Source organism: Paraburkholderia ferrariae NBRC 106233 (genome assembly GCF_000685035.1).
In the GTDB taxonomy this organism is placed as follows: domain Bacteria; phylum Pseudomonadota; class Gammaproteobacteria; order Burkholderiales; family Burkholderiaceae; genus Paraburkholderia; species Paraburkholderia ferrariae.
Map to the genome: position 1 here is coordinate 1 of NZ_BAYB01000055.1, position 20,632 is coordinate 20,632.

The window sequence follows — 20,632 nt, forward strand, 5'->3', positions numbered from 1 at the left end:
CCGCGCTCCTGCAGGACGACGAGCTCCTCAACGCCGCGTGGCTCTCGCTCAAGATCGGCCTCATGACCGCGTTCGCCTCGGTCATCATCGGCACGTGGTCCGGCTATGTGCTCGCACGCATGGGCCGCTTCAAGGGCTTCGCGCTGTTCGCCGGCATGATCAACGCGCCGCTCGTGATTCCCGAAGTGATCCAGGGCATCTCGCTCCTGCTGCTCTTCGTGGCCATGGAGCAGTTCCTCGGCTGGCCGAAGGGCCGTGGCGTGCTGACCATGTGGATCGGCCACGTGATGCTGTGCGTGTCCTACGTGGCGATCATCGTGCAGTCGCGTGTGAAGGAGATGAACAAGTCGCTCGAAGAGGCCGCGCTCGATCTCGGCGCCACGCCCTTCAAGGTGTTCTTCGTCATCACGCTGCCGCTCATCTCGCAGGCGCTCATCTCCGGCTGGCTCCTCTCGTTCACGCTGTCGATCGACGACCTCGTGCTCTCCGCGTTCCTCTCGGGACCGGGCTCGACCACGCTGCCGCTCGTGGTGTTCTCGCGCGTGCGTCTTGGCCTGAATCCGGAAATGAACGCGCTCGCCACGCTCTTCATCAGCGCCGTGACGATCGGCGTGATCGTGGCCAATCAGGTGATGATGGCCCGCGAAAAGAAGCGCATGCGCGACATGCAGATGGCTTTCGCGCAGCCCGATCCCGCCGAAGCCGAAAAGCCCGTTGCACCCGTGGGTGCCGTGGGCTCGCCGCTCGGCCGCAAGGCGGCTTGAGAAGCAACGCAACGACGCTCGAACCGGCCGGCCTGTGACAGCAGGCCGGCCGCCGGCGGAGCCTGAAAGACAGCCGGAACAGTATCAGCCTCAGCACCAACCTCAGCACCAAGCACAACCCGAAGCACAACCTGAAGTAGAACGCGAAGCGACAACGCGCGATCAACGTGAGAACGAATGGCGTGCGGACCGTGGGGACGGGCCGTGCGCCAACGGGGTTTCCGAAAACCACACGCCGATGTCTTTGCAAAAACGACCCACAAGGAGAATTTTGATGAGGAAGAAGTTAATCTGTCTGCTGGTGGCCGGGGCCCTGCCGGGTCTCGCGATGGCCGACACCACCAGCGATCAGATCAAGGCCCTGCAGCACGAGCTCAACGCGCTGCAAAAAGAAGTGAAATCGCTGAAGTCGGAGCTGGCCGAATCGAAGAGCACCAGCGGCACGGCCAAAACCGCGGCGGCGGCCACCGCCACGGCGGCAGCGCCTGCGCAGGAAGTGGATGTGTCCTCGCCCGACTACGGCAAGGCGCCGGCGCATCTGACGAACGACGAACTGGACTCGATCAAGCAGCAGGTTGCCAACCAGCAGCTGAAGGTGGACTCGCTCTCCGACGCGGCCAACACCGGTCCGATCGCCGGCCTGTCGATCACGGGCTACATCGACCCGAGTTACATCTACAACCGTGCGCCGGGCACGTCGTCGTTCCTGTTCGCGAACCACGAAAGCAATTACAACTACTTCAACAGCACGTTCGGCGACCTCTACCTCGACATCAAGAAGACCTTCGGTGTCGGGCCGATGGCGCCGTCGGCCGAAGTCACCCTCATGCCCAACCGCGGCAACGGCATCACGCTGCTGGCCAACGAGCATGGCGACATCGGCAACAACATCCTGAACACGGCGGTCATCACCGTGCCGGTGACGGCCACGGGCACGTTCGTGGCCGGCCTGATGCCGAGCTTCGGCGGCTACGAGGTGCAGCAGTCGAACCAGATGCTCACCCTCACCCACAACCTGCTCTACGACTTCTCGGATCCGGGCAGCTACGTGGGCGTGGGCTGGAACTGGTCGCCTGACGGCAGCAACTGGGCGTGGAAGTTCATGGTCGGCAACGAGCAGTACCGCACCTACGGCGCGGTCACGCAGACGGGCCAGAACGCGCTGGGCGACCCGATCACGACGAGCAACAAGATCCCGACCTTCACGGCCCGTACCGACTACACGTGGTCGAGCGCGCTGGATATCGGCGGTTCGGTCAACATCGGCCGCCAGACGCTGCCGAGCGCGTTCAACGCCGGGACGGGTACCACGAGCTACGGTATCGGCGGCCAGGCGACGGGTTCGGGCGGCTACTTCTTCTTTGGCGAAGCGGACGCGACCTACACGCTCGCGGACACCCAGTACAACGCCGAAGTGGACTACGGCCAGCAACAGCGTGCAGCGTTCAACGGCGGCAACGCGCAGTGGTACGGTCTCTCGCTGCTCGCGCACCACAAGTTCAACGCACCGGTGGTGGGCCGCATGGGCGTGACGGCGCGTTACGACGTGCTCTCCGACGGCAAGAACGGCGGCGGCGGCGGCGGCATTGCGCTCAACAGCAACGGCATGGACCCGTACAACGGCTTCGGCATCGGTTCGCAATGTATCGCGGATGCGCAGGCGGCCGGCACGTCGAGCTTCAACTGCAAGGGCGCGACGCACCAGGACGTGGCGCTCGACCTGCTGTTCTTCCCGACGCAGCAGATCACCGTCAAGGTCGAATACCGTCACGACTGGGCCACGCAGAAGGTGTTCCTGCGCGACGACGGCTCGTACACCAAGAGCAACGACCTGCTGGGTGCGCAGTTCATCTACTCGTTCTAATGAGGTCGCGGCGGACGGCGGCTTGTGCGGCGCCGTCCGCTTTTCATTTGCAATCCTATTTTTATGCTCAAATTCGCCAATCAGCCACACGCTCCGTCTTACTACGCCGCCACCGTCAACGACACCACCCGCCATCCGGTTCTGGAAGGCACGATCGACGCCGATGTCTGCGTGATCGGCGCCGGCCTCACCGGCGTCTCGGCGGCGCTCAACCTCGCCGAACGCGGCCATAAAGTCGCGCTCCTCGAGGCGTCGAAGGTCGGATGGGCAGCCAGTGGACGCAACGGCGGGCAGCTGATCGGCGGCTTCGCGTGCGACATCGATACGTTCAAGCCCTTCGTCTCCGATGCCGAACTCAGGCAGATCTGGGACATGGGCCTCGAAACGCTCGACATCGTGAAGGCGCGCGTCGCGAAGCACAACATCGAATGTGCGCTCACCCCCGGCTACTTCACGGCCGCGAACAAGCCGCGCGACGTCGATGCGCTCAAGGCGTGGCGCGACGAAGCGGCGTCGCGCTTCGGCTATGACAAATTCCAGTACGTCGACGGCAACGGCGTGAGCGAGTACGTGCAGTCGTCGCGCTATCCCGGCGGTCTCTACGATCCCGATAGCGGCCACCTGCATCCGCTCAACTACACGCTCGGCCTCGCGCGCGCGGCTGCCGAAGCCGGCGTGCAGATCTTCGAGGACAGCGGCGTCACGCGCGTGCGCGACGAAAACGGCGGCCACGTGGTCGAAACCGCACGCGGCAACGTGCGCGCGAAATTCGTCGTGCTCGCCTGCAATACCTACCTCGGCGCGCTCGCACCGGAGCTCTCGCGCAAGATCATGCCGGTGGGCACCTATGTGATCGCCACGTCGCCGCTCGGCAAGGCGCGCATGGACGCGCTCATGCCCGCGCAAACCGCCGTGTGCGACAGCCGCTTCGTTCTGGACTACTTCCGGCCCGCGCCCGACACGCGCCTGCTGTGGGGCGGCAAGGTCAGCTATTCGACGTTCGCGCCGCCGAACCTCGGCGAGGCGATGCGCCGCGACATGCTCAAGACCTTCCCGCAGCTCGCAGACGTGAAGGTCGATTACGCGTGGGGCGGCTACGTGGACATCACGATGAACCGCGCGCCGCATTTCGGGCGCCTCAAACCTACGGTGTATTTCGCGCAGGGCTTCTCGGGGCACGGCGTCAATACGACCGGCCTCGCGGGCAAGCTGATCGCCGAGGCGATCGACGGCCAGGCCGCGCGCTTCGACCTGTTCGGCAAGATTCGCCACCGCGATTTCCCCGGTGGCGCTACACTGCGCACCCCGGCCCTCGTGCTCGCGATGGCATGGTATCGAATGAAGGACCTGCTCTGATGACCGCTAATCTCGACGCCCAGGCGGACGCGCTCGCCCGCCACTCCTACTACGAAGCCACGGCCACGCGTCCCGCTGCGGACGACCCGGTGCTCGAAGGCGTGCAGGAGGCCGATGTCTGCGTGATCGGCGCGGGCTTCGCCGGCCTCTCGGTCGCGCTGGAATGCCGCGCGCGCGGCCTCTCGGTGATCGTGCTCGACGCGCACCGGCCCGGCTGGGGCGCATCGGGGCGCAACGGCGGCCAGACGCTCGTGGGCTTCGCCAAGGACGAGGTCCTCGAAAAGCAACTGGGCGCGGAGGGCGTGCGCGCCGCGTGGGCGCTTTCGATCGAAGGCGTGGGGCTCGTGCGCGAGCGCATCGCGCGCTACGGCATCGACTGCGATTTCACGGCGGGCTACCTCACGGTCGCGACGAAGGAGAAACGCGTGCCCGGCCTGCGCGCGTGGATGGATGCCGCGCGCACGCGCTGGGGCTACGACCGGCTCGAATGGCTCGACGCCGGGGCCACGCGCGAGCGTGTGGCCTCGGAGCGCTATCTGGCCGGCGTGTACGATCCGTTCTCCGGTCATCTACATCCGCTCAAGTATTGCCTTGGCCTTGCCGACGCGGCACGGCGCGAAGGCGCGCGGCTCTTCGCGCACACGCGCGCGGTGGAAGTCGTGCGCGGCGAGCGGCCTCTCGTGAAAACGCCGCGCGGCGAGGTGCGCAGCCGCTTCGTGGTGTCGTGCTGCAACGCGGTGCCGGGCGGCGTGCTGCCCGCTGCTGTCGCGGCCCGCATCGCGCCCATCGCTTCGTACATCATCGCCACCGAGCCGCTTGGCCGCGAGCGTGCCGATGCGCTGATCGCGCAGCGCGCGGCCGTGTGCGACAACAACTTCTTCCTCGATTACTTCCGGGTTTCCGCCGACGACCGCATGCTGTTCGGCGGCCGTGCCGATTCCACGGGCGCGGCGCCCTCGGAACTGGCCGAGGCCATGAAGAAGCGCATGATCGGCGTGTTTCCGCAGCTTGCGGGCACACAGGTGGAGTATGCGTGGGGCGGCTTCGTGGACGTGACGCGCAACCGCGCGCCCGACTTCGGCGCCATCGATCCGAACTACTACTACGTGCAGGGCTTCTCGGGCCATGGCGTGGCGCTGACCGGCATTGCCGGGCGCGTGGTGGCGCAGGCCATGGCGGGCGAGCCGGCTTCGTTCGATCTCTTTGCACAACTAAGGCATGCGCGCTTTCCGGGCGGCCCGGCGTGGCGCCGGCCTGCGCTCGAGATCGGCATGCTGTATCACCGCGTGCTGGAAATGCTGTGAGATTGCGCGGGGCGGGTTGCCCCGCCTCTGCCGCCCACCGGTTCAGCGGCGCCGGATAGCCTCGATCTCGCGGATGGCGGTTGCCGTACCTGTCTCCGCCGCCATTCGTACATCCAGGTCCGCGGCCCGTGCCTTTGTATCTGGCCGGCCCAGCCTGAGATCAGTGCAGCGTTGGCGCGGCCTGCAACCAGGCGTCGGCGGTGGTTTGCGCAACGATCCAGCGCATGGCTTCGGTGTCGTACACCATCCAGTTTCCGTCGCCAGCCTGATGGCGCTTGAGTGTCGCCATGTTGGGCTTCGCCGTCTGCAAGGCCGTGTCGAGGGTGCGCAGGAACGTGACGTTGTCCATGGCCTCCATGCGCCGGATCGACTGTTCGTATGTGTGCGCACCGATCTGTGCCCATTGCGCACGCATGTCTTCGAACACCCATTCGCCGAAGCCGAAGCTCGCCTCCACATCGCGGCCGGCCGCGCCCCGCTCAGGCAGGTCGAACGTGAGTTCGAAATACCGCAAGCACGGCGCGCCGCCCGTGATGATCAACGCGCCCTCTTCGTCGCAGGCCAGGCCGAAGGCCACGGCGCAGTCCACGGTGCCGTTCAGTTCCCGAACCAGGGCGTACAGGTCGAACAATTGCAGCGGCATGCACTGCCAGCTGTTCGGGCCGCCATCGGACCCATGCGCATTGCGCAACGTGGCGTAGATTTGCGCGTGCATGCGCGAGACGAACAGGGCAACGCCGCTATGTTCGCCAGTCCCAACCCATGCGGGCTCGAACAGACCCGAACCGTCGGGACGATGGTGTCGGCGAAGGACGACCCAAAGGGTCAGCGGTGCAGTGTAGTCTGTCGGCATGGAACCACGTGGAGAAGTTTGGGCAAAGACGTACCGGATGCGCGGCAATTGCTATGGATTGCGAATTATTCGAGTCGGAATCCGAAGTTGAATTCGACCTTTCATATCTCGTTTGAGATAAAAATAGCTACGCGCAAATTAACATGGATTTCACCCGGCGCACGCGCCTCGCGCACCATGTTTGATCTATGTCCAGGTTTTCTGCCTCCGGACCGGCTTTCTGCGCATCCTGGCCGGCTCGGGTACGCTTGAGGAACGTCTCGCTGCGGCCCGGCCGGCGTCACGCGGCGCCGGGCCGCAACATTCCGCACCCATCTGGCATCATCGGCTTTCGCACAAGGAGTAACAGCAATGGACTACGTCAGGTTCGGCTCGACCGGGTTGGAAGTTTCGCGTTTGTGTCTCGGCTGCATGACTTACGGCGTGCCCGAGCGCGGCACGCATCCGTGGACACTCGGGGAGGACGCGGCCCGCCCGCTCATCCGCCAGGCGCTCGACGCCGGCATCAACTTCTTCGACACCGCCAACACCTACTCGGACGGCACCTCGGAAGAAATCGTCGGCCGCGCGCTGCTCGACTTCGTGAAGCGCGAGGACGTGGTGATCGCGACCAAGGTGTACAACCGCATGCGTCCCGGCCCGAACGGCGCGGGCCTTTCGCGCAAGGCGCTCTTCGCCGAAATCGACAACAGCCTGCGCCGCCTCGGCACCGACTATGTCGATCTCTACCAGATCCACCGCTGGGACTACTACACGCCCATCGAAGAAACGCTCGAAGCGCTCAACGACATCGTGAAGGCGGGCAAGGCGCGCTATATCGGCGCGTCGTCGATGTATGCGTGGCAGTTCAGCAAGGCGCTCTACACGTCGTACCTGAACGGCTGGACTCCGTTCGCGAGCATGCAGGACCACCTGAACCTGCTCTACCGCGAGGAGGAGCGCGAGATGCTGCCGCTGTGCGCCGACCAGGGCATCGCCGTAATGCCCTGGAGCCCGCTTGCGCGCGGCCGCCTCACGCGCGACTGGAATGCCACGAGCGAGCGCGAGAAAACCGATGCGTACGGCCGCAAGCTCTACGAGGCCACGGCCGACCCGGATCGCGCGATCGTGGAAGCGGTCTCCGCCATCGCCCAGGCGCGCAACGTGTCGCGCGCGCAGGTGGCGCTCGCGTGGGTGCTGCAGAAGGAGGAGGTCACCTCCCCCATCATCGGCGCCTCGAAGCCGCAGCATCTGGACGACGCCGTGGCGGCGCTCTCGCTCGAACTCACCGACCAGGAGGTCGATGCGCTCGAAGCGCCCTACGTGCCGCATGCGGTTGCGGGACACGAGTAATCAGACGGCGCCGCCCGCAGGCCCCCGCATGTCCCGGATGATCCGGGCGAGCGTGGCCATCAAGGCATCGGCAACGCGCGGCGGCGTTTCCGCATAACCCAGCAGAAAACCGTTGTACGCCACCGCGTCCGCCGAAGGCAGGCAATACACGCTGAGCGGCGACAAATGCAGGCCATGCGAACGCGCGGCCGTGCTGACATCGACGTCGCGCAGCGGCGCGTCGAGGCGCACGCTCAGATGCATGCCGCCGGCATCGGCGGAAATGGTCATCGCGCCCGCGAGATGGCGGCCGATGGCCGCCACGAGACCGTTGCGGCGCTCTTCGTAGAGCTTGCGCATGCGCCGCAGGTGCCGCGCGTAGCGGCCGCTTTCGATGAACTCCGCAAGCGCCATCTGCTCGGCCACGCGACCCTGGCGTTCGAGCGTGCCGACGGCCATCGACACCTGGTCCGCCACGTCCGGCGGCACCACCATGAAGCCGAGGCGCAACGCCGGAAACATCGTCTTGCTGAAGGTGCCCAGATAGACCACGGGCGTGTCGTCGGCGAGCCCCTGGATGGAGGGCAGCGGCGGCCCGTCGTGGCGCAGTTCGCTGTCGTAGTCGTCTTCGACGATCCATGCGCCGCACGCCCGCGCGTGCTCGATCAGCGCGAGACGGCGCTCGAGGCTCAGCACGCAGCCGAGCGGATATTGATGCGAGGGCGTGAGATACACGAGGCGCGGCGGCGCTTCGTCCCAGTCGGTGGCGCGCGGCGCCATGCCGGCGGCGTCCACGGGCACCGGCACGAGTTCAAGCCCCGCCGCGAGCAGCGCCGAACGCGCGCCAGGATAGCCGGGATTTTCGATCCAGACGCGCTCGCCGTAATCGGCAAAAAGACGCGCGCAGAGGTCGAGGCTCGCCTGCGTGCCATTGGTAATGAACACCTGCTCCGCCCGGCATCGCACCCCGCGCGACACGCGCACGTACTGCGCAATCGCCTCGCGCAACGCCGGATGGCCCGCACTGTCGCCGTAGCCCAGATCGTTCGCGCGCAAGCTTCGCATGGCCCGTTCGAGCGAGGTGCGCCATTGCACGAAGGGAAACGCGTCGAGCGCGGGCACGCCAGGCCGCAGCGCGATGGCCCCGTCGCGCGTGCGGCGCCGCGGCGGCAGCGCGCGCACCCGGCGCGCGAGCGTGCGCGAAGCCGCGGCCTGTTGCGCCTCCTGCATGGCGGACACCTGCTGCGCGCCGCCGCCCGGCGTCACCGCATTGACGATGGAACCGTGGCGCGTGGCCGAAACGAAGCCCTCCTCCACCAGACGTTCATAGGCGTACAGCACCGAATTGCGCGCAATGCCCAGTTCTTCGGCGAGCGCGCGGCTCGCCGCCAGCCGCGTGCCGTCGGCGAAGTCGCCGTCGAGGATCGCGCGGCGCAGGCTCTCGTAGAGCAGATCCTGCTGCGTGAGCCTGCGCGCCGCGCCGCGCGCGTACGTGGCCATCATCAGGGCGTAGTCCAAGCGGTGGCTCCAGATTTTTTCGCTGTCGTGGGACTAACAATGGTGCCACAGTTCGCTTACGCTGGGAGCCCGCATCGAGTGGAGAACGGCATCATGGCAACACGGCTCACGGCGGCGCGCCCATACACAGCGAGCACCGCGCGACGGTTTGGCGTGGCTGCCGCCCTCGTACTCGTGGCGGCCATCGCTGCCTTCGCGTACTGGCAGGCGAATCCCGTGAAAGCTGCGCGTGCGGCCTACGCCGCCTGTGCCGGGCACGCCGCCGCCGAACTCCACGCACCCGATCCGCGCGTGCGCCAGCAGGCCACCGACACGCTGGTGGAATGCGCGTCACGGTCGTGACACGGCTCGCGTAATATGCAGCTACCCTGAACAGAGGAGAACGAACTTGTCTGCAACGCTGGAAGTCCGCCCGGTCACCCCCGCCGACTACGACGCATGGCGTCCGCTCTGGGACGGCTACAACCGCTTTTATGGCCGCTTCGGGCCGACGGCGCTGCCCGAGGCGCTCACGCACACCACCTGGTCGCGCTTTTTCGACGGCATCGAGCCCGTGCATGCGCTCGTCGCGCTGCGCGGCTCGCGCGTGGTCGGGCTCGTCCACTACATCTTCCACCGCAGCACCACGCTCGACGCTCCGATCTGCTATCTGCAGGATCTCTTCACGGTCGAGGAGGAACGCGGCAAGGGTGTGGGACGTGCGCTGATCGAGGCCGTGTACGCCGCCGCGAAGGCCGCGAATTCGCCGCGCGTGTACTGGCACACGCACGAAACGAATCGCACGGCCATGCGCCTTTACGACAGCGTGGCCGAGAAGCCGGGCTTCGTCATGTACCGCAAGAACGTGTGACGCCGCGCGCGATCACGCGTGCGGCTCAGTCGAGATCGGCGACGAGCGAGGCGCGGGCCTCGCCGTCGATCGTCCGTGTCGGCACGCGGTAGTTCGGGTGATCGCACCCGAGGGTCAGCGCCGCGCCTTCGCGCAGGCGCGCCTTCATCGCGGGTGTCAGCTCGAAGCGCACGAAATGGACCGCCGAGGTCTTCTCGGCGTTCTCGCGTTCAAGGTCTTCGTCGGCGATCGCGTAGGCCGGCGCTTCGCCTTCCACCTGCACGAACACGCGGTCTTCGATGCCGATGAGCCGCGCCAGCGCCGCGCGGCGCTCGACCTCGTTTTCGTACTCGATCTGCAGCGTGGCCTTCAGGTTGCTGCCGCTCGGCACGAGCGGCAGATACGCGTCCAGTTCGCTCTGGATGCCCGCTTCGTCGAAAATCTTCTCGATGTGCAGCATCTCCTGGATCTGGTAGCGGATCGTCGCCTCGTCCTCGAAGAGGAACGTCAGGTGATTGCCGAGCGTGACGGCACGCCGCTTCTTGTGTTCGATGATGCGGTTGCGCATGTCGTTGCGCACCCTGGCGTACGCCTCCAGGGTCAGCAGCGAGTTTCTCGCGATAGTCATCGTCAGGACCTCTTGCAATGTATGGGGGCGTTGCTTCGTATGCCTCGGCGGTAACGCGGATCAAATACCGTAGGCCCGGCGCAGCAGCGTGAGCGGATGCGCAAGCGGCGGATCGCCCAACTGGTTTTCCGCCATGCCCTGCGCGATGTGGTGGCCCGCCAGCGCGCAATCCGAGGAAATGAAGCTCGGCTTGCCGTCCGCTCCGCTGCCCGCCATCTGCTTGAACACGGGCAGGCCGATCTTCATCGACATCGCGTGAAACTCCTTCTTCACGCCGAAGGTGCCCGCGTGCCCCGAGCAGCGCTCGACCACGTTGACCTTCGTTTCGGGCACGAGCGAAAGCAGATCGGAGGTCTTGCGGCCGATGTTCTGCACCCGCGCGTGACAGGGCACGTGATACGACACCTTGCCGAGCGGCGTGCGGAAGTCGGTCTTGAGCAGGCCGTCGCGGTGGCGCGAGACCAGATACTCGAACGGGTCCCAGAACGCTTCGCTCACGGCGCGCGTGTCGGGGTCGTCGGGGAACATGAGCGGCAGTTCGTGCTTGTACATCAGCACGCAGCTCGGCACCGCGCCCAGCAGCGCGTAGCCTTCGCGCGCGTACTGCGCGAGCACCGGCATGTTCTGCGCTTTCTTCTGCGCCACGCCGTCCAGATTGCCCTGTTCGAGCAGCGGCATGCCGCAGCACGCCTCGCTCTTCACGAGCACGTAGGGAATGGCGTTGTGATCGAGCACGGCCAGCAGGTCGTGGCCGATGCCCGGTTCGTTGAAGTTCACGTAGCAGGTCGCGTAGATCGCGACCTTGCCCGGCGTGCGCTCGCCGTCGCGCACCTCGGTGGCCAGCGCGCGCGGCGCCGCGCTGCGGAACCTGCGCGGCGCGAAGTCGGGCAGCCACGCCTTGCGGTCCACGCCCAGCGTGTCTTCCATCAGGCCGCGCATGGCCTTCGTATGGTTCACGGCATTGACCGTTTGCGTAACGACCGGGATGCCGGCGAGATGGCCCAGTGCGTCGGTATTCGACAGCACGCGGTCGCGCAGCTTCACCTCGCCTTTGCGGTACTCGATCGCCTTCGCGCGCAGCATGAGGTGCGGGAAATCCACATTCCACGGATGCGGCGGGACGTAGGGGCACTTCGTCATGTAGCAGAGGTCGCACAGATAGCATTGATCGACGACCTCGCCGTAGCGGGCCTTGTCCACGTCGTGCACTTCGCCGCTGTCGGTTTCGTCCACGAGATCGAAGAGGGCGGGAAATGCGCCGCATAGCGACACGCAGCGCCGGCAGCCCGCGCAGATGTCGAATACGCGGGTCAGCGCCTCGTCCAGTTTTTCCTGGTCGTAAAACGCTTCGGACTGCCAGTCGAGCGGATGACGCGTGGGCGCTTCGAGACTGCCTTCCTTGTGGGGCATGACGTCTCCCGTTCTAGTTATTTATTGAGGGCGCGAGCGTAGCCGCACAGGCACGCCCGCGCTGCGCGCCGGTTGTGGGTCCGGCGCGCGAGCGTCGTTGCGCTTCAGTCCACCAGCGCTTCCAGCGCCTTCGAATAGCGGTTCGCGTGGCTGCGCTCCGCCTTCGCGAGCGTTTCGAACCAGTTCGCGATTTCGTCGAAGCCTTCTTCGCGCGCGGCCTTGGCCATGCCGGGGTACATGTCGGTGTATTCGTGCGTTTCGCCCGCCACCGCCGCCTGGAGATTCAGGCGCGACGAGCCGAACGGCAGGCCGGTGGCCGGATCGCCCACGGCTTCCAGATATTCGAGGTGACCGTGCGCATGGCCGGTTTCGCCTTCGGCAGTCGAGCGGAACAGGGCGGCCACGTCGTTCTGGCCTTCGACATCGGCCTTCGCCGCAAAGTAAAGATAGCGGCGGTTTGCCTGCGATTCGCCGGCGAATGCATCCTTCAGGTTTTGTTCCGTCTTCGAGCCTTTTAGCTGTGACATCTGTTCCTCCATCCATCGTCTGATATGTGGGGACGCAGCGCAGCGTTTCGTGCGATGCAGCAGAACAAAGCAGGACAACAAAGCGGGCGCGCTGCATCTATCAATCTAGGAGGTGGCGAACGCCTTTCCCCAATTGTCATTTTCAATCCCCCCGATAGCCGGCGGCGCGCGCCCTACCGCAATTCGCATGCCGTCAACATATGCGTCGCGCAGATCCGGCGCAAGGCGGCATGCAAATTGCCGCCTTGCGTTCGCCCACAGGCGTTCTACAGTGAGGAATTGCCCCCTGACATGCTCTCGCGGAGCTGACATGCGACTTACGATCCTGATCAACGGTCCCGATCCCACCGTCAATCACGACTACGCCGTTCTCTGGCTGGACACCGATCAGCGGCGCTGGTCGCGCGAATCGCACGATGGCATCGAACTACCCGAATGGGGCGAACTGCACGACACCGACGGCGTGACCTCGCTGCGCGCGCCGCTAGGCGACGCGGCGGTCTGCACGCTGCGCGGCCTGCACGTGAACCGCCGCCAGGAAATCAGTTCGGCACACGGCGACGCCACCTGGTCGTGCGAGGCCACCCACGCACCCATGGAAGGCCAATGGCGGCTGCAAGCCGTGGACCGCCAGGCCGTGCGCGCCGAACACGCCTTGTTCGCAGGCTGAATACGCAGCGCGGCATCGGCGTCATTCGTCCTGCTTCGATTCCTCCCGGAATCGTTTTCTCCCGATTGCCCACGGTGCGGCGAACGCCGCGCCGTGGCGCGCCACGCTACGCCCCTGATCCGAACTGGGCGCTGCACTGAGCACTGAACCGGGCACCGAACCGGGCGCGCGCCGCATCGCTGGCTGCGCGCGAACGCGCCCGCTATACTTTCGGGCCGCCTACACCTGCCTCCGTTTTTCCTGTCTTGCCGATGAAGAAGCTGTTTGCCTCACTGCTCATGGCCGTGGCGAGCCATGGGTTCGCCGCGCCTGCCTGTTCCGGATTCGTCCCCGACGGCCAGTTCCCTACGCTCGCGAATCCGCGCATGGCGCCGCAAACGCGCATGCTCTGCTACTCGGATTTCGTCGTGCTGCATTCGGGGATCACGCACGGCCCGCTCTGGTCCGCCGAGCACCTCACACGCGATCACCTCGAAGCGGCGAAGGACATGACGCGCACCAACCGCTTCTTCGAAGACGACCGCCTGCCCGAAGGCGAAGGCGCGACGCTCGCCGACTACAAGCGCAGCGGCTTCGATCGCGGCCACATGAGCCCGGCCGGCAACCGCTGGAATCCGCAGGCGATGGCGGAATCGTTTTCGCTTGCGAATGTCGTGCCGCAAAACCGCGAGAACAACCAGCGGCTGTGGTCGCATATCGAAACGGCAGTGCGCCGTCTCGCGACCCGGTACGGCGAAGCCTATGTGGTGACGGGGCCGCTCTTCACGGGCGCGCAACTGCAAACCATCGGCCCGACGCGGGTGCTCGTGCCCACGCAGATCTTCAAGGTGGTGTATGTGCCCTCGCAGCAACTGGCGTTCGCCATCGTTGCCGACAACACGAGCGCCGACCATTACGAGGTGCGCTCCGTGCGCGCGCTGGAGGAGCAAAGCGGCATCCGCTTCCCCGGTATTCCCGCGGATGCGGCCGCCGAAACGAAGGTGTCGTTCAACGGCCGTGCGTTCTCCGTGCGCAAAGGGTTCTGGTAAGCGCGGCGTGGGCGCCCACGCGCGGCTGACTGAAGGCCGGGCGCGAGTTTCTATAATGCGGGGGCGCGGCCGCGTTGCCCGCGATGGCCGCTCGAGGAGGATCAGAAGGTGTTCAACGCATACGCAAACGACGACGATGTCCTGAACATTCAGGGCGACGCGTTCACGCTCGCCAACGGCACGACCCGCGTGACGCTCTCGGGCACGCTCGAACTCACGCGCGACAAGCGGGGGCTGGCAGCCGCGCTCGCGCTCAAGGCCGCGCTGGACGACGTCGTGCAAAAGCTCCAGGCCGACGCGCACCTGCCCGCGAAAATTGCCGGCGAGCCCGATCAGAAACCAGGCGTCGTCGATAACCCGTTCCGCTGAAAAGCGCGCTTACGGGCAGTCGCTCGGCGCTTCGTCGATCGAGCGGCCCGACCGAATAGATCGAGCCGCCCCCCATCTGCCCCCAATCCGCCTGTGTTCCCGTTATCTCAATCCCGCCTGGCGTGTTGTTTCGCCAGGTGAGGCACCCCGCCACCCGCAAGACTTTGCGGTATAGCGGGCGCGCACGGTTGCATGTTGTCGCCGGCCGACACCATCGCTCAAGCAACCGGAACGAATACCGACGATTCCCCTGCCTGCGCAATACGCAAACCCGGCCTGCCGCTCCGACGCCCCTTCTTTCGGTAAAGCCGCCCAACCTGAGCCCAGTGACAAAATGATCGATTCAATCATTTATAGGGGTTTTCACCACGCTTGAAATGACCGATTCAATCATATATTCTTCGCCAGGCGATCGAGGAATTCGGCCCGGCCCGCCTGGCAGTGCGCCTCAATGATCGATTCAATCAACGACAAACAACCACCCTGGAGACGAAACAGATGAAAAGATCGGCAGCCTTGCTGGGTTTGTGCGGAATCGCGATGGGCGCTCATGCGCAGAGCAGTGTCACGCTCTATGGCTTGATTGACACCTCGATCGTCTACACGAACAACCAGAAAGGAGCAGCGAACTATCAGATGTCGAGCGGCGTCGAGTCCGGCAGCCGCTGGGGCCTGAAGGGCGCTGAGGATCTGGGCGGCGGCTATGCGGCCCTCTTCCAGCTGGAGAACGGTTTCAGCAGCACGGTCGGCACACTCGGCCAGAACGGTCGGGAGTTCGGCCGCGCAGCCTGGGTCGGCGCGGCCACGCCCTTCGGCAGCATCACGGTCGGCCGGCAGAACGAGCCGTCCGCGGACTTCGTCGGTCCGCTTGTCGCTTCGAACCAGTGGGCGGGCGGTATCGGCGCGCATCCCGGCGATACCGACAACCTGTACATCAACTCGCGCATCAGCAACAGCGTGAAGTTCACGAGCCTCAAGTACGCGGGCTTCAGTGCGGGCGCATTGTTCAGCTTCGGCGGCACGCCCGGCGACTTCAGCAACAACCGTATCTGGAGCGTGGCAGCGGGCTATACGCAGGGGCCGCTCGCGCTCGGCGCGTCGTATATCGACACTTCGCGCCCGAATACCGCCCTGTGGGACGGCACTGCCGGCGCGGCGCCCATCTCGCCGAACACGTCGCCCATTTTTTCGGGTTATACGTCTGCGCGCACCCAGCGTGTGGCGTCCATGGGCGGCAACTACACGTTTGGCAGTGCAAAGTTCGGGCTTGTCTGGTCAAACTCGCGCTTCGAGAATCTCGGCTCGGGCGCGGCCTCGGCGCCCATCGCAGCGTACGCAGGCAAAACCGCCGTATTCAACAACGCCGAAGTCAACTTCAGCTATCAGTTCACGCCGGCATTCCTGATGGGCGTAGCGTATGAGTACACGGACAGCAGCGGCGCCGGTGACGCCCACTACAACCAGGTCAACCTCGGCGGCGACTACTTCCTGTCCAAGCGCACCGACATTTACCTGACGACGGCCTGGCAGCGCGCAAGCGGCATCGATTCGACCGGCAAGGCGGCAGTCGCGGCGCTCTGGCCGATCACGGCTTCCAGCGATTCGCATCAGATCGTCGCGGCACTGGGCTTGCGCCACCGGTTCTGACCGGTCCGCGCAAGGTAACAACGATGACGGAAGGCAGGCGCCAGCCGTCAGGCCGCCTGGCGCAGCAGACCGGCGCCGGCGGCTGCATGGAGATATTGAACATGTCTGTCACATTCAAGGGCATCATCCCTGCCCTGATCACGCCGATGACCGCCGACGAGGAAATCGACGAAGCCGGCCTGCGCACCCTGGTCGACCGCCTGATCGACGCGGGCGTGCATGCGCTCTTCGTGCTCGGCACCAATGGCGAATTCATTGCGCTCTCCGAGGCGGAGAAGCTGCGCGTCGCGCGCATCGCCGTCGATCAGGCCCGCTCGCGCGTGCCGGTGATCGCGGGCACCGGCGCCTACGCGACGCGCGACGTGATCGCGCTCAATCAGAAGATGCGGGACGTGGGCGTCGATGCGGTTTCGGTGATCACACCGTACTTCAACGGTGCATCGCAGCCGGAGCTGTACGCGCACTACGCGCGCATCGCCGCTGCCACGCCGCTGCCCGTGATGCTGTACACGATCCCGGCCAAGGCGGGCGTGACGCTGGCGATCGACACCGTGCGCCGTCTCGCCGAGATCCCGAACATTCGCGGCATCAAGGACAGCGGCGGCGACTTCGACCGCCTGCTGCAGCTCATCAACCTGCGTCGCGACGACTTCGCCGTGTTCACCGGCACCGACTCCATGATCCTCTGGACGCTGATCGCGGGCGGCGACGGTGCCGTTGCGGCCACAACCAACGCGGTCCCGAGTGTCGTGATGTCGATCTGGAACAGTTTCCAGGCCGGCGACATCGACCTCGCGCGGCGTGCCCAGGAATCGCTGCGCCCGCTGCGCGACGCCTTCGCGCTCGGCACCATGCCAGTCGTGCTCAAAACGGCCGCTGCGCTGCTCGGCATGCCGGCCGGACCGGCGCGCGCGCCCGCCCAGCCGCTCGACGCGGCCACGCGCGAGCGGCTCGTCAAGGCGCTCGAGATCTACCCGCGCGTGGCCTGACACGCATCGCTTCAAGACCGACCGAAACAGAGACTTCCGACATGAACGCCGTCTACCACTTCCAGACCGTCAAGCACATCGTGCACGGCGCCCACAGCCTCGATCAGCTGCCGGAAAAGCTCGCGCTGCTCGAGCGCCCCGTGCGCCGCATCGCGTTCATCACGCAGCCCGTGATGGAAGAGAAAGGCGTGGCCGCGCGGGTCGTGGCCGCACTCGAGGCGAAGGACATCGAGGTGCTGATCGTGCGCGACGTGCAGCCCGAGCCCACCATCGAAAACGTGGAAACGGTGTTCCGCGGTCAGATCGAACCGTTCGCACCCGACGCGGTGCTTTCGATCGGCGGGGGCAGCGTGCTCGACGCGGCCAAGCTATTCGCGGTTCGCCTCACCAATGCACAGCCGCTGCGCGAGTGGCTCGGCATCGACCTGATCAAGTCGCCCGGCGTGCCGCTGATCCTCGTCCCGACCACGTCCGGCACCGGTTCGGAAGTCACGCCCAACGCGATCGTCACGCTGCCCGACGAAGAACTGAAGGTCGGCATCGTGAGCCGGCATCTGCTGCCGCAACTCGTTATCCTCGACGCGACGCTCACGCTGGACCTTCCCAAACCGATCACGGCGGCAACCGGCATGGATGCCTTCATCCACGCGCTCGAATCGTATATCTCGACCAAGGCGAACCCCATCAGCGACATGTTCGCGATGGAATCGATGCGGCTCATTGGAGCGAACCTGATCGAAGCGTACGAAACGGGTCATTCGCTCGCGGCGCGCGAGGCGATGCTGCTCGGTTCGATGTACGGCGGACTCGCGCTCACGGCGGCCGGGACGGCGGCTGTGCATGCTCTCGCCTACCCCCTCGGCGGCATGTTCAACATCACGCACGGCGTGGCCAATTCGATGTTGCTGCCGCACGTGATGGAGTTCAATCGCGATGCGATCGTCGGCCGTCTCGCGACGGTTGCGCGCGCACTCGGTCTTGCCCGGCACGACGACGGTGACGATGCCGCGGCGGACCGGCTCCTCGCGCGTCTGCGCGAGTGGACCGCAGCGCTCGCCATCCCGCAGGATTTGCGCCAGTTCGGCGTGGCGGAGACGCATCTCGACGCGCTCGCCGTCGCGGCCTCGAAGGTCAAGCGCCTGCTCGGCAACAATCCGAAGCCGTTGAGCCTCGACGACATCAAGGCGATCTACGGCCGCCTGCTGCCATGACAACCGCACCGGAGCGCAGCACGCGCCTGCTGATACTCGGCGACGATCTCTCCGGCACGGCCGACTGCGCCGTGAAGTGCGCCCAGCGCGGGCGCACGAGCGTCGTGTGCCTCGATGCGGCCCAGACCGGAGCCGCCCGCGACGCCGACGTGCTGGCGATCGACACGGACACGCGTCGCGCCGCGAGCGCGGATGCGGCGCGCGCGAATGCTCGGGCGTGGCATCGGCATGGGGCGTCGCGGCGGCTGTACAAGAAGATCGACTCGACGCTGCGCGGCAATGTCGCCGCCGAAGTGGCGGCATTGGGCGCTGCGGGCATGGCCATCGTCGCGCCGGCGCTGCCCGCGGCCGGCCGGACCACGCGGAAAGGACGCCAGTTCGTGTCAGGCGTGCCGGTCGAAGCCTCGGAGGTCTGGCGCAACGAACAACTCGGCGGCACCGCCGACCTGGCGGCGATGCTCGAAGGCGCGGGCCTTCGCGTTGTCCGCCTCGATCTGGAGGCGGTACGCGAAGGCGTGGCGCCGTTGCGCGCGCGGCTTGCCCGCTGGCGAGACGCGGGCGAGCAGGCCGTCGTCTGCGACAGCGAGACCGACGCGGACCTCGCTGCGATCGCCGACGCCTCGGCGACGCTCGATGGCGTGTTCTGGGCCGGCTCGGCCGGCCTCGCGGAACCGCTCTTCGCCGCCTTGCCGAGCGATACGCCGCCGCGTGCCAATACCGATGCGGATGCCCTCCGACACGTCGGCACCGCCCATCCGCGAGGTGTGCTGGTTGTGGTCGGCAGCATGTCGAGCGTGTCGCATGAACAGGTCGCGGCCCTGCACGCAGGAGCCGGCGCCGCCCTCGACGTGTTCGACGTCGAAGCGGCCTCGCTGCTGGGTCCGGTCAGCCCGACCTCGCTCACGCTCGGCACGCGCGTCGCCCAGGCGCTGCTGCGCGGGCGCCATGTCGTCGTTGCGCTGAGCCAGGCCGAACGCCTGAGGGTCGCCGACGGTGACCTGCTCGCAAGACAGCTTGCCGAGCGGCTCGCGCCCGCGGCCGTGCATGCCGCCGCGCTTGTCGCGACGGGCGGCGAGACGGCGCGCGCGTTGCTCTCGGCCATGGGCGTGGCGTCACTGCGCGTCATTGAAGAAGTCGAAAGCGGCGTGCCGCTGCTCGCCGCCGCTCACGCGGCGCGCGTACTGCCCGTCGTCACCAAGGCAGGCGGCTTCGGCCGCCCCGACACCCTGTATCGCGCATGGCAGCGTCTCGCCGCCATGCCGCACGCGGATGCCCAGGCACCGCGCCACTCCAGCAACGAGGAAGCCATGACATATCGTCCTGTAATCGGCATCACCATGGGCGATGCCGCCGGCGTCGGACCGGAAATCATCATGAAAAGTCTCGCGCACCGCTCGGTCTACGAAGGCTGCCGCCCGCTCGTCATCGGCGATGCGAAGCGCCTCGTGGATGCGGGGCGCCGCACCGGCGCGACGCTGGCCGTGCGCGCCATTGCGGCGCCGAACGAGGCTCGCTTCGAGTTCGGCGTGGTCGACTGCATCGATCTCGGGCTGATCCCCGAAGCGCTGCCGTATGGCCAGCTCTCGGCCATCGCGGGCGACGCGGCCTACCAGTACATCGCGCGCACCGTCGAATTGACCTCGGCCGGCTCGCTCGATGCGATCTGCACGGCGCCCCTGAACAAGGAAGCCCTCCATGCGGGCGGGCACATCTTCCCGGGCCATACGGAAATGCTCGCTCACCTCACGGGCATTCCCGAGGTGTCGATGATGCTGGTCGCCCCGAAGCTGCGCGTCATTCACGTAACGACGCACATCGGCCTGATCGACGCCATCCGCAAGATCGAGCCGGGCCTCGTGCAACGCACGATCGAGCGTGCCCACGAAACGCTCGTGCGCGCCGGCATCCCGCAACCGCGCATCGGCGTGTGCGGGATCAACCCGCATGCCGGCGAAAACGGCCTGTTCGGCTATGGCGAGGAAGAGGAAAAGATCATGCCGGCCATCGCGGTACTGCGTGAGCGCGGCTGGGACGTCGAAGGGCCGCTGCCCGCCGATACGCTGTTCTTCCGCGCCGGCCGGGGCGACTTCGACGTGGTGGTCGCGATGTACCACGACCAGGGCCACGGCCCCGTGAAGGTGATGGGACTCGAGGCAGGCGTCAACGTGACCGTGGGCCTGCCGGTGATCCGCACCTCGGTGGACCATGGCACGGCTTTCGACATCGCGGGCAAAGGCATCGCAGACGAGCGCAGTCTGCTCGAGGCGCTCAGGCAGGCACAAGACCTCGCCACGCGCCGCGCCGTGCAGGCCGCGTAACGGCGTCGCCCGGGAACGGGCACGGCGCCGCCGGCA

Annotated in this window: 19 protein-coding genes; 14 read left to right on the forward strand and 5 right to left on the reverse strand. The window is 66.4% G+C overall.

Annotated elements, in window-relative coordinates; all coding sequences use genetic code 11:
- From BFE01S_RS41455 to BFE01S_RS34720, 4 genes are all read left to right on the forward strand, one after another.
- Positions 1 to 764: ABC transporter permease subunit (locus BFE01S_RS41455; protein WP_042339771.1), on the forward strand; the 764-nt coding region annotated here is incomplete at its 5' end.
- Positions 765 to 1,038: 274 nt separating this feature from the next.
- Positions 1,039 to 2,628 carry a DUF3138 family protein gene (locus tag BFE01S_RS34710; protein ID WP_028229444.1) on the forward strand — a complete coding sequence of 530 codons (1,590 nt, stop codon included), beginning with the start codon at positions 1,039 to 1,041 and terminating at the stop codon, positions 2,626 to 2,628.
- A gap of 63 nt (positions 2,629 to 2,691) precedes the next feature.
- The gene (locus tag BFE01S_RS34715) at positions 2,692 to 3,984 is read left to right on the forward strand and encodes an NAD(P)/FAD-dependent oxidoreductase (protein ID WP_028229445.1); all 1,293 of its coding nucleotides are present in this window, start codon (positions 2,692 to 2,694) and stop codon (positions 3,982 to 3,984) included.
- Complete coding sequence (locus BFE01S_RS34720) at positions 3,984 to 5,288, forward strand: NAD(P)/FAD-dependent oxidoreductase (RefSeq protein WP_028229446.1); 1,305 nt, start codon at positions 3,984 to 3,986, stop codon at positions 5,286 to 5,288. Before BFE01S_RS34715 ends, BFE01S_RS34720 begins: the two co-directional genes overlap by 1 nt.
- A gap of 160 nt (positions 5,289 to 5,448) precedes the next feature.
- Here BFE01S_RS34720 and BFE01S_RS34725 read toward each other — a convergent pair whose 3' ends face one another.
- Positions 5,449 to 6,141, reverse strand: coding sequence for a hypothetical protein (locus BFE01S_RS34725; RefSeq protein ID WP_156967268.1), 693 nt, complete (start codon positions 6,139 to 6,141; stop codon positions 5,449 to 5,451).
- A gap of 351 nt (positions 6,142 to 6,492) precedes the next feature.
- Here BFE01S_RS34725 and BFE01S_RS34730 point away from each other — a divergent pair, with 351 nt between their 5' ends.
- Positions 6,493 to 7,473: an aldo/keto reductase gene (locus tag BFE01S_RS34730; protein WP_028229448.1), complete on the forward strand. Its 981-nt coding sequence runs from the start codon at positions 6,493 to 6,495 to the stop codon at positions 7,471 to 7,473.
- Here BFE01S_RS34730 and pdxR read toward each other — a convergent pair whose 3' ends face one another.
- Positions 7,474 to 8,970, reverse strand: coding sequence for a MocR-like pyridoxine biosynthesis transcription factor PdxR (pdxR, locus tag BFE01S_RS34735; protein ID WP_028229449.1), 1,497 nt, complete (start codon positions 8,968 to 8,970; stop codon positions 7,474 to 7,476). It abuts the gene before it with no gap.
- A gap of 93 nt (positions 8,971 to 9,063) precedes the next feature.
- On the opposite strand from pdxR, the gene BFE01S_RS34740 reads away from it, so the two are divergent.
- Together BFE01S_RS34740 and BFE01S_RS34745 are read left to right on the forward strand one after the other, a co-directional pair.
- Positions 9,064 to 9,312, forward strand: a complete 249-nt coding sequence (locus BFE01S_RS34740) for a hypothetical protein (protein WP_028229450.1) — start codon at positions 9,064 to 9,066, stop codon at positions 9,310 to 9,312.
- A gap of 46 nt (positions 9,313 to 9,358) precedes the next feature.
- Positions 9,359 to 9,820 carry a GNAT family N-acetyltransferase gene (locus tag BFE01S_RS34745; RefSeq protein ID WP_028229451.1) on the forward strand — a complete coding sequence of 154 codons (462 nt, stop codon included), beginning with the start codon at positions 9,359 to 9,361 and terminating at the stop codon, positions 9,818 to 9,820.
- 25 nt (positions 9,821 to 9,845) lie between these two features.
- On the opposite strand, the gene BFE01S_RS34750 is transcribed toward BFE01S_RS34745, so the two are convergent.
- From BFE01S_RS34750 to BFE01S_RS34760, 3 genes are all read right to left on the reverse strand, one after another.
- On the reverse strand, positions 9,846 to 10,427 hold the full coding sequence (locus BFE01S_RS34750) for a DUF3501 family protein (RefSeq protein WP_028229452.1): 582 nt from the start codon (positions 10,425 to 10,427) through the stop codon (positions 9,846 to 9,848).
- A gap of 60 nt (positions 10,428 to 10,487) precedes the next feature.
- Positions 10,488 to 11,837, reverse strand: coding sequence for a heterodisulfide reductase-related iron-sulfur binding cluster (locus tag BFE01S_RS34755; RefSeq protein WP_028229453.1), 1,350 nt, complete (start codon positions 11,835 to 11,837; stop codon positions 10,488 to 10,490).
- A 104-nt stretch (positions 11,838 to 11,941) separates the two neighbouring features.
- Complete coding sequence (locus BFE01S_RS34760; RefSeq protein ID WP_028229454.1) at positions 11,942 to 12,364, reverse strand: rubrerythrin family protein; 423 nt, start codon at positions 12,362 to 12,364, stop codon at positions 11,942 to 11,944.
- A 310-nt stretch (positions 12,365 to 12,674) separates the two neighbouring features.
- Here BFE01S_RS34760 and BFE01S_RS34765 point away from each other — a divergent pair, with 310 nt between their 5' ends.
- From BFE01S_RS34765 to pdxA, 7 genes are all read left to right on the forward strand, one after another.
- The gene (locus BFE01S_RS34765; protein WP_028229455.1) at positions 12,675 to 13,034 is read left to right on the forward strand and encodes a DUF3564 domain-containing protein; all 360 of its coding nucleotides are present in this window, start codon (positions 12,675 to 12,677) and stop codon (positions 13,032 to 13,034) included.
- A 251-nt stretch (positions 13,035 to 13,285) separates the two neighbouring features.
- Positions 13,286 to 14,062 carry a DNA/RNA non-specific endonuclease gene (locus tag BFE01S_RS34770; protein WP_042339775.1) on the forward strand — a complete coding sequence of 259 codons (777 nt, stop codon included), beginning with the start codon at positions 13,286 to 13,288 and terminating at the stop codon, positions 14,060 to 14,062.
- A 108-nt stretch (positions 14,063 to 14,170) separates the two neighbouring features.
- Positions 14,171 to 14,431, forward strand: coding sequence for a hypothetical protein (locus BFE01S_RS34775; RefSeq protein ID WP_028229457.1), 261 nt, complete (start codon positions 14,171 to 14,173; stop codon positions 14,429 to 14,431).
- A 498-nt stretch (positions 14,432 to 14,929) separates the two neighbouring features.
- The gene (locus tag BFE01S_RS34780; protein ID WP_028229458.1) at positions 14,930 to 16,078 is read left to right on the forward strand and encodes a porin; all 1,149 of its coding nucleotides are present in this window, start codon (positions 14,930 to 14,932) and stop codon (positions 16,076 to 16,078) included.
- A gap of 101 nt (positions 16,079 to 16,179) precedes the next feature.
- Positions 16,180 to 17,067, forward strand: coding sequence for a 4-hydroxy-tetrahydrodipicolinate synthase (gene dapA / locus BFE01S_RS34785; RefSeq protein WP_028229459.1), 888 nt, complete (start codon positions 16,180 to 16,182; stop codon positions 17,065 to 17,067).
- 41 nt (positions 17,068 to 17,108) lie between these two features.
- Positions 17,109 to 18,278 carry an iron-containing alcohol dehydrogenase gene (locus tag BFE01S_RS34790; protein ID WP_028229460.1) on the forward strand — a complete coding sequence of 390 codons (1,170 nt, stop codon included), beginning with the start codon at positions 17,109 to 17,111 and terminating at the stop codon, positions 18,276 to 18,278.
- Entirely contained in the window at positions 18,275 to 20,596 is a 2,322-nt protein-coding gene (gene pdxA / locus BFE01S_RS43725) for a 4-hydroxythreonine-4-phosphate dehydrogenase PdxA (RefSeq protein ID WP_084170412.1), read from the forward strand. Before BFE01S_RS34790 ends, pdxA begins: the two co-directional genes overlap by 4 nt.
- Positions 20,597 to 20,632 lie beyond the last annotated feature (36 nt).